This window comes from Pseudomonas sp. FP1154 (assembly GCF_030687245.1).
Lineage (GTDB): Bacteria > Pseudomonadota > Gammaproteobacteria > Pseudomonadales > Pseudomonadaceae > Aquipseudomonas > Aquipseudomonas rhizophila.
In genome coordinates, this window is the sequence record NZ_CP117465.1 from 1,915,302 (window position 1) to 1,929,647 (window position 14,346).

Annotated in this window: 2 protein-coding genes; both read left to right on the forward strand. The window is 64.0% G+C overall.

Annotation, left to right across the window (positions count from 1 at the left end):
• Window positions 1-291: 291 nt before the first annotated feature.
• The gene (locus PSH91_RS08795; protein ID WP_305467891.1) at window positions 292-13,278 is read left to right on the forward strand and encodes a non-ribosomal peptide synthetase; all 12,987 of its coding nucleotides are present in this window, start codon (window positions 292-294) and stop codon (window positions 13,276-13,278) included.
• A gap of 198 nt (window positions 13,279-13,476) precedes the next feature.
• Window positions 13,477-14,283, forward strand: coding sequence for an alpha/beta fold hydrolase (locus PSH91_RS08800; RefSeq protein ID WP_305467892.1), 807 nt, complete (start codon window positions 13,477-13,479; stop codon window positions 14,281-14,283).
• The last annotated feature ends 63 nt before the right edge of the window (window positions 14,284-14,346 follow it).

The window sequence follows — 14,346 nt, forward strand, 5'->3', positions numbered from 1 at the left end:
AGGGATCTGTCCGACTCGTCCTGCATATCGAGCGACAAATTAGGCTGAATGATAATGATTGTCAATTGAGAAGAAGAATTATTGATGCTGAGAAGTCCAGCGTGAGAACTGCGACCCGTTGCCGCGGTGTTCTGCTTTCCGGCGGGTCTGGATCAAGAGGCTGCTGACTAATTATTTGCCGACGGTATCCGTTCTCAGGGATGAAGGTTTCGGGCGGCAGTCCCGATGCCGAACCGCATTCCGCAGGCCACCAGATACCACTCGCAAGCCGAATTTCAGGCAGGAAACCTCATGACCGACGCGTTCGAACTCCCCAGCACCCTGGCTCATGCCCTTCAGCGCCGCGCCGCGTTGTCGCCGGACCGTGTGGCCTTGCGCTTCCTTGCCGACGTTCCGGAGCAAAGTGTTGTACTGAGTTATCGCGACCTGGACCTGCGTGCCCGGACCATCGCCGCCGCCTTGCAGGCCGAGGCGGCGTTTGGTGACCGTGCGGTTTTGCTGTTTCCCAGTGGCCCGGACTACGTCGCGGCGTTTTTTGGCTGTCTGTACGCGGGTGTGATCGCGGTGCCGGCCTATCCGCCGGAGTCCGCCCGTCGCCACCACCAGGAACGCCTGCTGTCGATCATTGCCGATGCCGAGCCGCGCCTGTTGCTCACCCGCAGCGATCTGCGCGAGCCGCTGCAAGCCATCGAGTCGGCACCGCCGGTGCTGTGCGTCGATAACCTTGATCCGGCCCGCGCCGGGCAATGGCTGCAACCGAATCTGCAGGACCATGACATCGCTTTCCTGCAATACACCTCCGGCTCCACCGCATTGCCCAAGGGGGTGCAGGTCAGCCATGGCAACCTGGTGGCCAACGAATTATTGATCCGCCACGGCTTCGGCATTGATCTGAACCCTGACGACGTGATCGTCAGTTGGCTACCGCTGTACCACGACATGGGCCTGATCGGCGGCCTGTTGCAGCCGGTTTTCAGCGGTGTGCCCTGCGTGCTGATGTCGCCCGCATACTTCTTGGCCCGGCCGTTGCGCTGGCTGGAAGCGATCAGCGAATACGGCGGCACCATCAGCGGCGGCCCGGACTTCGCCTATCGGCTGTGCAGCGAGCGGGTCAGTGAGTCGGCGCTCAAGCGCCTCGACCTGAGCGGCTGGCGCGTGGCTTATTCAGGCTCCGAGCCGATCCGTCTCGACAGCCTGGAACGCTTTGCCGAGAAATTCGCGCCGTGCGGCTTCACGCCGGACAGTTTCATGGCGTCCTATGGCCTGGCTGAAGCGACCTTGTTCGTCGCGGGCACACCGCGCAGTCAAGGCATCCCGTCGTTGCAAATGGACGACACGGCACTGGCGCACCACCGTGCCGAGCCAGGGCAGGGCTGTACGGTGATGAGTTGCGGCGTGAGCCAGCCCGGGCATGCGGTGCTGATCGTCGAGCCCAACACGTTGCAGCCGCTGACCGACAACCGGGTCGGCGAAGTCTGGGCCTGCGGGCCGAGCATTGCGCATGGCTACTGGCGAAACCCTGAGGCCAGCGCCAAGACATTCGTCCAGTACGATGGCCGCACCTGGCTGCGCACCGGCGACTTGGGTTTCCTGCGTGAGGGTGAGCTGTTCATTACCGGCCGCCTGAAGGATCTGTTGATCGTGCGCGGTCATAACCTCTATCCCCAGGACATCGAGCAAACCATCGAGCGGGAAGTGGACGTCGTGCGCAAGGGCCGGGTGGCGGCGTTCGCGGTCGACGATGGCGGCGAGGAAGGCATCGGCATCGCAGCGGAAATCAGCCGCAGCGTGCAGAAGATCCTGCCCCCCGAAGCGTTGATCAAAGCCATTCGCCAGGCGGTGGCCGAAGCCTGTCAGCAAGCGCCGAGTGTGGTGGTGTTGCTCAATCCGGGCGCGTTGCCCAAGACCTCCAGCGGCAAGTTGCAACGCTCGGCCTGTCGGACCCGATTGGCCGACGGCAGTCTTGACAGTTATGCGCTGTTCCCCTCAGTCGCGGTTGAAGCAAGCCCTGACGCTCGCTCGTCATCGCCGTTGCAAACATTGATCGGCCAGGTCTGGTGCGAACAGTTGCAGATTGAACACGTCCATGGCGACGATCATTTCTTCCTGTTGGGCGGTAACTCCATCGCCGCCACTCAAGTGGTCGCACGGCTGCAAGAGCGGCTGGGGCTGGCGCTGAATCTGCGCTTGTTGTTCGAAGCGCCGACCCTCGCAGCGTTCACGGCAGCGGTGGCGAATCAGCAACAGGCAGGGGGCGAGGCCCAAGGCGTGATCAGCCCGTTGCCGCGCCACGAAGCGTTGCCGCAATCCCTTGCCCAGAATCGGTTGTGGATCACCTGGCAACTGGATCCGGCGAGCAGCGCCTACACCATCCCCGGCGGCTTGCACCTGCGCGGTGAGTTGGACGAAGACGCACTACGGGCAAGTTTCCAGCAACTGCTCGAACGCCACGAAGCCCTGCGCACACGATTTCTGGAGCGCGAGGGTGTCGCCCTGCAACAGGTCGATCCGGCCGGTGAGTTCAAGCTGCGCGTGATCGACCTCAGCGACCTGCCCGCCGACCAACGCGAAGCCCAGGCGCGGCAGATGCGTGAGGATGAAGCGGCGCTGCTGTTCGATTTGCAGAAGGGCCCACTGTGGCGGGTCACCTTGTTGCGTCTCGATGAGGGTGACCACCAATTGTTGGTCACGCTGCACCACATCATCGCCGACGGCTGGTCGATGAGCGTACTGATCGATGAGTTTTCCCGGTTGTACATTGCTGCATGCCAGGGGCAGGTCGCCGCGTTGGCGCCGTTGCCGTTGCAGTACGCCGACCACGGCAGTTGGCAGCGCCAGTGGTTGGCTCAAGGGGAGGCCGAGCGGCAACTGAAATACTGGAAACAGCAACTGGGCGACGAACATCCGACCCTCGCCCTGAGCACGGACCATCCCCGCAGTGCGCAACGCCAGCGCAGCGCCGCCCGCCATAGCCTGCGCCTGGACAAAGGCCTCGGCGATGCCTTGCGCCAAGTGGCCCAGGCCCACGATGCAACCCCGTTCATGCTGTTGCTGGCGGCCTTCCAGGCGCTGTTACAGCGTTACACCGGCCAGTCCGACATCCGCATCGGCGTGCCCAACGCCAACCGTCCACGCCTGGAGACCCAGGGGCTGATCGGCTTTTTCATCAATACCCAGGTGCTGCGCGGGCAGATCGATTCGCGCCAGCCGTTTGCCGCACTGTTGGCCCAGGCTCGGGAGGCCACGCTCGGTGCCCAGGCCCATCAGGACCTGCCGTTCGAACAACTGCTCGAAGCGTTCCCTCAGGCGCGCGAGCAAGGTCTGTTCCAGGTGATGTTCAACCATCAACAGCGAGACCTGAGCGCCTTGCGTCGTTTGCCGGGGCTGTTGGCCGAGGAGTTGCCGTGGCACAGCCGCGAAGCCAAGTTCGACCTGCAACTGCACAGCGAAGAGGATCGCAACGGCCGGCTGACGCTGTCGTTCGACTACGCCGACGAGCTGTTCGAGGCTCCGACCATCGCGCGGTTGGCGATGCATTACTGCAACCTGTTGCACGCGGTCTGTGCCGATCCGCAGCAGGCCATCGGCGATGTGCCGTTATTGAGCGCCGATGAATACACCCAACAGCAGCAGTGGGGCGCGGCCCCGTGCGCGCCGGCCGGCCAATGGCTACCGGAGTTGTTGAACGAGCAGGCCCGGCGCACGCCGCAACGCACTGCGCTGCTGTGGGACGATGGCTGCCTGGATTACGCCGAGCTGCACACCCAGGCCAATCGCCTGGCCCATTACCTGCGCGACAAAGGCGTCGGTCCGGACGTGTGCGTGGCGATTGCCGCCGAGCGTTCGCCGCAGTTGCTCATCGGTGTCCTGGCTATCCTCAAGGCCGGCGGCGCCTACGTGCCGCTGGATGCCGATTACCCGGCCGAGCGTTTGGCCTACATGCTCAAGGACAGCGGCGTCGATCTGCTGCTGACGCAAACTGCATTGCTTGAACGCTTGCCCCTCTGCGAGGGCGTCAGCGTCATCGCCATGGATGCCTTGCATCTGGAGCAATGGCCGAGCAACCCGCCGGGCTTGCACCTGGATGGCGATCACCTGGCCTACGTGATTTACACGTCCGGCTCCACCGGCCAACCCAAAGGCGTCGGCAACACCCATGCCGCCCTGGCCGAGCGACTGCAATGGATGCAGGACACTTACGGGCTGGACGAAACCGATGTGTTGATGCAAAAGGCGCCGATCAGTTTCGACGTGTCGGTGTGGGAGTGTTTCTGGCCGCTGATCACCGGTTGCCAACTGGTGCTGGCCGGCCCTGGCGAACACCGTGACCCGCACCGCATCGCGCAGTTGGTCCAACAATTTGGCGTGACCACGCTGCACTTCGTGCCGCCGCTGCTCAGCCTGTTTATCGACGAGCCCCTGAGCGCCCGCTGCACCAGCCTGCGCCGGGTCTTCTGTGGCGGTGAGGCCTTGCCGGCCGAACTGCGCAACCGCGTGCTGGCGCAGCTGCCGTCGGCGCAATTGCACAACCGTTATGGCCCGACCGAAACCGCCATCAACGTCACCCACTGGCATTGCAGCGTCGCCGACGGCGAGCGCTCGCCCATCGGCCGGCCGCTGGGCAATGTGGTGTGCCGCGTGCTCGACAGTGAACTTAACCCCGTGCCCGCCGGTGTGCCGGGTGAATTGTGTATCGGCGGCCTGGGGCTGGCTCGGGGTTACCTCGGGCGTCCGGGTTTGAGCGCCGAGCGCTTTATCGCCGACCCGCTGGGCGTAGCGGGCACGCGGCTGTATCGCAGCGGTGACCGGGCGCGCTGGAGCGCCGATGGCGTGATCGAATACCTTGGCCGTCTCGACCAACAGGTCAAGCTGCGCGGCTTCAGGGTCGAACCACAGGAAATCGAAGCGCGGCTGCTGGCCCAGGACGGCGTGGCCCAAGTGGCGGTGCTGGTACGCGAGACCTCGGCCGGCCCGCAACTGATCGGCTATTACACCGCTTGCGATGTCGGGCAAGATCAGGACCTCCAAAACGCCCGACTCAACGCCGCCCTGGCCGCCGAACTGCCGGACTACATGGTGCCCGCGCAATTGCTGCGCCTGGACGCCATGCCCCTGAGCCCCAGCGGCAAACTCGACCGTCGTGCCTTGCCCGAACCGCACTGGCAAGTACGTGAACACGTCGAGCCGGTCAGTGCCCTCGAGCAGCAGGTCGCTGGCATCTGGCGCGACGTGTTGGGGCTCGACCGCATCGGTCTGCGGGACGACTTTTTTGCCCTGGGCGGTCATTCGCTGCTGGCGACCCAGATCATTTCCCGCACCCGCCAGGCCTGCGATATCGAGCTGCCGTTGCGCACCTTGTTCGAGGCCAGCGAGTTGGGTGCGTTCGCCGAACAGGTTCGCTTGATAAAGGCCAGCGGCCAGACCAACCGGCAACCGCCGATCGAGAAGGTCGATCGCAGCCAACCGGTGCCGTTGTCTTATTCCCAGCAGCGCATGTGGTTCCTCTGGCAAATGGAGCCCGACAGCCCGGCCTACAACGTCGGCGGCATGGCGCGGTTGCGCGGGGTGCTGGATGTCGGGCGTTTCGAGGCGGCGTTGCAGGCGTTGGTCCTGCGCCATGAAACCCTGCGCACCACTTTCCCCAGCGTCGATGGCGTGCCCCGGCAGCAGGTGCACGCCAACACCGGCCTGCGCATGGACTGGCAAGATTTTTCGACGTTGGCCGTCGATATTCGCCAACAGCGGGTGCAGCACCTGGCCGACAGCGAAGCCCACAAACCCTTCGACCTGGAAACCGGGCCATTGCTGCGGGTCTGTCTGGTCAAGACCGCCGAGCAGGAACATTACCTGGTGCTGACCCTGCACCACATCGTCACCGAAGGCTGGGCAATGGATATTTTTGCCCGGGAACTGAGTGCGCTGTACGAAGCCTTTATCGACGACCGTGAATCGCCACTGGAACCCTTGCCGGTGCAGTATCTGGACTACAGCGTCTGGCAGCGCCAGTGGCTGGAGTCTGGCGAGCGTCAACGGCAACTGGACTACTGGACCGCACAACTGGGTCGCGAACACCCGTTGCTCGAATTGCCGGGCGACCGTCCGCGTCCGCTGGTGCAAAGCCATCGCGGTGAATTGTTCCGATTCGACCTCAGTGATGATCTCGCCGCCCGAGTCCGCGCCTTCAATGCGCAACAGGGCTTGACCCTGTTCATGACCATGACCGCCGCCCTGGCCGTGCTGCTTTATCGCTACAGCGGCCAGACCGACCTGCGCATCGGCGCGCCGGTGGCCAACCGCATCCGTCCGGAAAGCGAAGGGCTGATCGGTGCGTTCCTCAATACCCAGGTACTGCGCTGCCAGCTCGATGGGCAAATGTCGGTGGCTGAGTTGTTCGAGCAGGTGCGTCAGACGGTGATCGAAGGCCAGTCCCATCAGGATTTGCCGTTCGATCATCTGGTCGAAGCCCTGCAACCACCGCGCAGTGCCGCGTACAACCCGCTGTTCCAGGTGATGTGCAACGTGCAGCGCTGGGAGTTCCAGCAGAGCCGCACGCTGGCCGGGATGAGCGTCGAATACCTGGCCAACGATGCCCGGGCCACCAAGTTCGACCTGAATCTGGAAGTCACCGACCTGGACCATCGCCTGGGTTGCTGCCTGACCTACAGCACCGACCTGTTCGACGAACCGCGCATCGCCCGCATGGCCGGACACTGGCGCAATTTGCTGGAGGCACTGCTGGCCGATCCGACCCAGCGGCTAAGTGAATTGCCGTTGCTCGATGCCCGCGAGCAGCAACAGATGCTCGACAGCCTCGGCGTCGAACCCGGCGAACACCGCCTGGATCAATGCATCCATCAACTGTTCAGCGAACAGGCCCTGGCGCGCCCCGACGCACCGGCCCTGACCTTTGCCGGGCAGACCCTGACTTACGCCGAACTCGAACGCCGTGCCAACCGCCTGGCCTGGATGCTGCGCGAGCGCGGCGTCGGGCCGCAGGTGCGGGTGGGCCTGGCCCTGGAACGGTCGCTGGAGATGGTCGTTGGCCTGTTGGCGATCCTCAAGGCCGGCGGCGCCTACGTGCCGCTGGACCCGGAATACCCGCTGGACCGTTTGCATTACATGATCCAAGACAGTGGCCTCGGTCTGCTGCTCAGCGACCGGGCGATGTTCCAGGCCCTGGGCCCATTGCCGGCCGGTGTAGAGGGCTGGTGCCTGGAGGACGATAGCCCGGCCCTGGCCGGCTACCCGGACCAGGCACCGCCGCTGATCAACCTGCCGCAGCATCAGGCCTACCTGATCTACACCTCAGGTTCCACTGGCAAGCCCAAGGGCGTGGTGGTGTCCCACGGTGAAATCGCCATGCACTGCAAGGCGGTGATCCAGCGTTTCGGCATGCGCCCGGACGATTGCGAGCTGCATTTCTATTCCATCAACTTCGACGCCGCCACCGAGCGCCTGCTGGTGCCGCTGCTCAGCGGTGCCCAGGTGGTGCTGCGCGCACAAGGGCAGTGGGACGCCGAACAGATCTGCGGGCTGATTCGCGAACAGCGCATCAACATCCTCGGCTTCACCCCCAGCTACGGCAGCCAGTTGGCGCAATGGCTGGCGACCCAGGGACAAACCCTGCCGGTGCGCATGTGCATCACCGGTGGCGAAGCCCTGACCGGCGAGCATTTGCAACGCATCCGGGCGGCGTTCAAGCCGAGCCTGTTCTTCAACGCCTATGGCCCGACCGAAACCGTGGTCATGCCACTGGCGAGCCTGGCCCCTGAGCAACTGGAAGAGGGCGCGGCGAGTGTGCCGATTGGCAGCGTGGTCGGCGCGCGGGTGGCCTATATCCTCGATGCCGACCTGGCCCTGGTGCCCCAAGGTGCCACCGGGGAGTTGTACGTCGGCGGCGCGGGATTGGCCCAGGGCTATCACCAGCGTCCGGGCATGACCGCCGAACGCTTCGTCGCCGATCCGTTTGCCGTCGATGGCGGACGGCTGTACCGCACCGGTGACCTGGTGCGCCAGCGCGTCGATGGTCAGGTGGAGTATTTGGGGCGGATCGACCATCAGGTGAAGATCCGCGGTTTCCGCATCGAACTGGGGGAAATCGAAAACCGCCTGCTGGAACATGACGCCGTGCGCGAGGCGGTGGTATTGGCGCTCGATATGTCAGGCGGCAAGCAACTGGCCGGCTACCTGGTAACCGACATCGTTGAACAGGACACCGAGCAACAAGCGGCCCTGCGCGAAGCGCTGAAAAATCACCTCAAGGCTCAACTGCCGGACTACATGGTGCCCACCCACCTGATCCTGCTGGCGAGCATGCCGCTGACCGCCAATGGCAAGCTCGACCGGCGTGCCTTGCCAATGCCGGATCCTGAGCTCAATCGCCAACATTACCTGGCACCTAGCAGTGCCCTGGAGCAGGCCCTGGCGGCGATCTGGTGCGACGTACTGAACGTGAAGCAGGTCGGCCTGAACGACAACTTCTTCGAACTGGGCGGCGACTCGATCCTGTCCATCCAGGTCGTCAGCCGTGCCCGGCAACAGGGCATTCACTTCACGCCCCGCGACCTGTTCCAGCACCAGACCGTGCAGGCCCTGGCCTGTGTTGCCAGCCACAGTCAGTCAGTGAGCGCTGAGCAGGGGCTGCTCGCCGGTGAGTCGGCGCTGACGCCGATCCAGCATTGGTTCTTCGATAGCAGGATTGCCAACCGTCACCACTGGAACCAGGCGTTGTTGCTGGAGCCGGCCATTACCCTGCAACCCTCCGTGCTGGAACAGGCATTGCGCAGCGTTTTCCAACAGCACGATGCGTTGCGCCTGGGCTTTGCCGAAATGGCCGGGCATTGGCGCGCCGAGCACCGACCATTGTCCGAAGCGGCGCTGTTGCGGCAGGTGGACGTGGAGAGTGAGCAGGCCTGTGAAACGGTGTTTGCCCAGACGCAGCGCAGCCTGAATCTGTCGAGCGGGCCTTTGCTGCGCGCGGTGTTGGCGCAGTTGCCCGATGGCCGCCAACGTCTGCTGATCGTGATCCATCACCTGGTCGTTGATGGTGTGTCGTGGCGGGTATTGATGGATGACCTGCAAACGCTCTACCGCCAGATCAGTGCCGGGCAAACCGCAGACCTGCCGGCCAAGACCAGCCCGTTCCGGGATTGGGCCGCACGCTTGCAGGCCTACGCCGGCAGCGAGTCGCTGCGCGAGGAACTGGGTTGGTGGCAAGCGCGGTTGAGCGGCCCGGATGTGGCGCTGCCCTGCGCCCATCCTGACGGCGGGCTTGAGGAACGTCACGCCGAAACCGTCAGCGTGCGCCTGGACGCCGAGCGCACCGGGCAACTGTTGCAACAGGCACCGCGGGCCTACCGCACCCAGGTCAACGACCTGCTGCTCACCGCCCTGGCCCGGGTGCTGTGTCGCTGGAGCGGCCACGAATCGGCGCTGATCCAGCTCGAAGGGCACGGCCGTGAGGCGCTGTTCGATGACATCGACCTGACCCGTACGGTGGGTTGGTTCACCAGCGTTTATCCATTGCGCCTGAGCCCGGCGGGTGACGACTTCGGCACCTCGATCAAGGCCATTAAGGAACAACTGCGCGCGGTGCCTCACAAGGGCCTCGGTTACGGCGTGTTGCGCTACCTGGCTGACGCCGCGACGCGCCAGGCGATGGCCGGCCTGCCGCACGCGGCGATCACCTTCAACTACCTGGGGCAGCTCGATCAGACCCTGGGCCACGACGCGCTGTTCCAGCCGCTGGACGCTGCGTTGGGGGCGATCCACGACCCCGATGCGCCGCTGCCCAACGAGCTGAGTGTCGACAGTCAGGTCAGCGGCGGCGAGCTGGTGCTGCGCTGGACGTTCAGCGCTGAGCGGCACGACCGCCAGGCCATCGCTGCGCTGGCCGATGCCTACCTCGATGAGCTGCAGGGCCTGATCGAACATTGCCTGACGGACGCGGCGGGCGGCCTGACGCCCTCGGACTTCCCCCTGGCGAAACTGACCCAGGCCCAACTCGACAGCCTGCCGGTGCCGGCCGCGCAGATCGAAGATGTCTACCCGCTGACGCCGATGCAGGAGGGCATGCTGCTGCACACATTGCTGGAGCCAGGCACGGGCCTGTACTACATGCAGGACCGCTACCGCATCAACAGCGAACTGGATCGGCAACGTTTCGCTCAAGCCTGGCAAGCCGTGATCGCTCGTCATGAAGCCTTGCGCGCGTCGTTCTGCTGGAATGTCGGCGAAGAAATGCTGCAAATCATCCACAAGCCTGGCAGCACGCCAGTGGATTATCTGGACTGGTGTGAAGTGCCCGAGGATCAGCAGGACGCCAAACTCCAGGCGTTGCTCAAGCACGAGCGCGAGGCCGGTTTCGATCTGTTGAACCAGGCCCCGTTCCACTTGCGCCTGATCCGGGTTGGCGCGGCGCGTTACTGGTTCATGATGAGCAACCACCACATCCTGATCGATGCCTGGTGCCGTTCGTTGCTGATGGAGGATTTCTTCGAGATCTACACCGCCCTTGGCGAACACCGCGAACCGCGACTGGCCGAGCCGCCGCGTTATCGCGATTACATCGGCTGGTTACAACACCAGAGTCTGGCCGAGGCGCGGCAATGGTGGACGCGCAACCTGCAAGGTTTCGAACGGACCACGCCGATCCCCACCGACCGGCCGTTGCTGCGTGAACACGCCGGTGACAGCGGCGGCATGATTGTCGGTGACTGCTACACCCGCCTCGATGTCCACGACGGTGCCCGGTTGCGCGAACTGGCCCAGGCTCACCAACTGACGGTCAACACCTTCGCCCAGGCCGCGTGGGCGCTGGTGCTGCGGCGGGTGAGCGGCGATCGGGACGTGCTGTTCGGCGTCACCGTGGCCGGACGCCCGGTGGAACTGCCGCAAATGCAACGCACCGTCGGCCTGTTCATCAACAGCATCGCCTTGCGCGTGCGGATGCCCGACGATCATCAGCGTTGCAGTGTGCGCCAATGGCTCAGTGAGTTGCTCGACAGCAACATGCAACTGCGCGAGTACGAATACCTGCCATTGGTGAGCATCCAGGAAGTCAGCGAACTGCCCAAGGGCCAACCGTTGTTTGACAGTCTGTTCGTGTTTGAGAACGCGCCGGTGGAAGTTTCGGTGCTGGATCGCGCCCAAAGCCTCAACGCCACCTCTGACTCGGGCCGCACCCACACCAACTTCCCGCTCACGGCGGTCTGCTACCCGGGGGATGACTTGGGGTTGCATCTGTCCTACGACCAGCGTTACTTCGATGAATCCACTGTCCAGGGCTTGCTGGGTGAGTTCAAGCGCTTGCTGCTGGCGCTGATGGAAGGTTTTCACGGTGACATGGCCGAGCTGCCGCTGATTGGCGCCCAGGAGCAGGACTTCCTGATCGAAGGCTGCAACCAGAGCGAGCGTGCCTATGCGTTGGAGCAAAGTTACGTCGAGCTGTTCGAGGCCCGGGTCGCGGCCCATCCGCAACGGGTGGCCGCCACCTGCCTGGAGAAGACGTACAGCTACGCCGAGTTGAATGCACGGAGCAACCGCCTCGGCCATGCCTTGATCGCGTCGGGCGTGGGCCTCGATCAACCGGTGGCGTTGCTGGCCGAGCGCGACCTGGACCTGCTCGGCATGATCATCGGCAGCTTCAAGGCCGGTGCCGGTTACCTGCCGCTGGACCCAGGCCTGCCGAGTCAGCGTCTGAGCCGCATCATTGAGCTGAGCCGCACGCCGCTGCTGGTCTGCACCCAGGCCTGTCATGCCCAGGCGCTGGCGCTGCTGGACGAGTTCGCCTGTTCCGGGCGACCGAAGTTGCTGGTGTGGGAAAGTATCCAGGCCAGCGATGTTTCGCAGCAAAACCCTGGCATCTACAGCGGCCCGGACAACCTGGCGTACGTGATCTACACCTCGGGCTCCACCGGGTTGCCCAAAGGCGTCATGGTGGAACAACGCGGCATGCTCAACAACCAGCTCAGCAAGGTGCCGTACCTGGCCTTGAGCGAGACTGACGTGATCGCCCAGACCGCCTCCCAGAGTTTCGACATTTCCGTCTGGCAGTTCCTCGCCGCGCCGTTGTTCGGCGCCCGGGTGGACATCGTGCCCAACGTTATCGCCCACGACCCGCAAGGGCTGCTCGAGCATGTGCAACGCCAGGCCATCACGGTGCTGGAAAGCGTGCCGTCACTGATCCAGGGCATGCTCGCCCAGGACCGCATCGGCCTGGACGGCCTGCGCTGGATGCTGCCCACTGGTGAAGCGATGCCGCCGGAGCTGGCCCATCAATGGTTGTTGCGTTACCCGGACATTGGCCTGGTAAACGCCTATGGCCCGGCGGAATGCTCCGATGACGTGGCGTTCTTCCGGGTCGACATGGCCTCGACCCGTGGCAGCTACCTGCCGATTGGTACGCCCACCGACAACAACCGTTTGTACTTGCTCGATGGTGCGCTGGACCTGGTGCCGCTGGGTGCGGTGGGCGAGTTGTGCGTGGCAGGCACCGGGGTAGGGCGCGGTTACGTCAGTGACCCATTGCGCACTGCCCCAGTGTTTGTGCCCAACCCGTTTGGTGCGCCAGGGGAGCGCTTGTACCGCACTGGCGACCTGGCGCGGCGGCGTCGCGACGGCGTGCTGGAGTACGTTGGACGCATCGATCATCAGGTGAAGATTCGTGGTTACCGCATCGAACTGGGGGAAATCGAAGCGCGCTTGCATGAACAGCCCGAGGTCCGCGATGGGGCGGTGGGGGTGCAGGAAGGCGCCAACGGCAAGCATCTGGTGGGCTATCTGGTCGCCGCCGATTCGGCACTCAAGCCAGCCGAACGCCTGGAACGCATCAAGCAGCGTCTGCGCGCCGAACTGCCGGAATACATGGTACCGCTGCACTGGCTGTGGCTTGAGCGCTTGCCCCTCAACGCCAACGGCAAACTCGACCGCAACGCCTTGCCGGCCCTGGAAATCGGCCAGTTGCACAGCCAGGATTACCAGGCGCCAGGCAATGAGCTGGAGCAGACCCTGGCGGACATCTGGGCCCAGGTGCTCAAGGTCGAGCGGGTGGGGGTGCGAGACAATTTCTTCGAACTGGGCGGCCACTCGTTGCTGGCGACGCAAATCGCCTCGCGGGTACAAAAGGCCCTGCAACGCAATGTGCCGCTGCGGGCGATGTTCGAGTGCAGCACGGTGCAGGAACTGGCCGAATACATCGATGGGCTGGCGGCGAGTGAAATCACCGAGGAGAAGGTGGATCGGTTGAATGATTTGATGGCGCAATTGGAAGGATTGTAGTTCTGCGGCGTCTATAAGAGGCCTCATCGCGAGCAGGCTCGCTCCCACAATGGATTTGTGATCGACGCAAATCCCCGGTGGGAGCGAGCCTGCTCGCGATGGCGTCATTACTAACACCGCAAAGCCCAAGGTTGACGCCTCGCCCTGTACGGCTCAGCCTCCCAGGCTTTTTCTCCATTCAACACAAGGAGGTCATCAATGCCTTTTGCAACCCTTGATGGGCAATCACTTCACTACCTGGACCAAGGCCAGGGCCCGGTGGTGCTGCTGGGCAGCAGCTACCTGTGGGATCACACCATGTGGGCGCCGCAGATCGAGGCACTGTCCCGGCATTACCGGGTGATCGCCCTGGACCTTTGGGGCCACGGCCAGTCCGGGCGTTTGCCTGAGGGCATGAAATCCCTGGACGATCTGGCCCGCCAGGCACTGGCGTTGATGGATCATCTGGAGGTCGATTGCTTCAGTCTGGTGGGGCTTTCGGTGGGCGGGATGTGGGGCGCACGGCTGGCGCTGATGGCGCCCAAGCGGCTTGAGGCGTTGGTGTTGATGGACACTTACGTGGGGGGCGAACCTGAACCGACTCGCCAGTATTACTTTTCGTTGTTCGACAAGATCGAAGCCAGCGGCAGCATCCCCGAGCCGTTGCTGGACATTGTCGTGCCGATCTTTTTCCGGTCGGGCATCGATCCGCAGTCAGCGCTCTACCAGCAGTTCCGCGCCACGCTGGCTGCACTGCCGGCCGACCGCCTGCGCGACAGTATCGTGCCGTTGGGACGGATCATTTTTGGTCGGGACGACATCCTGCCGCGCCTGCCTGAGCTCGACGCCGGGCGCACGCTGGTGATGTGCGGCGACCAGGACAAACCGCGACCACCGTCCGAGGCGCTGGAAATGGCTGAGCTGATTGGCTGCCCGCATGTGCTGATTCCAGAGGCTGGGCATATCTCCAACCTGGAAAACCCGGAATTCGTCACCCGAGCCTTGCTGGAGTTTCTGCGCAGCTGACCTGACGCCATCGCGAGCAGGCTCGCTCCCACATTTTGATCTGTGCCTGACGCTGAATTTGTC

Excerpts from the sequence above, each read along its gene's own strand:
- PSH91_RS08800 (WP_305467892.1), top strand. The coding sequence starts at position 13,477 with ATGCCTTTTGCAACCCTTGATGGGCAATCACTTCACTACCTGGACCAA.
- PSH91_RS08795 (WP_305467891.1), top strand. The coding sequence starts at position 292 with ATGACCGACGCGTTCGAACTCCCCAGCACCCTGGCTCATGCCCTTCAG.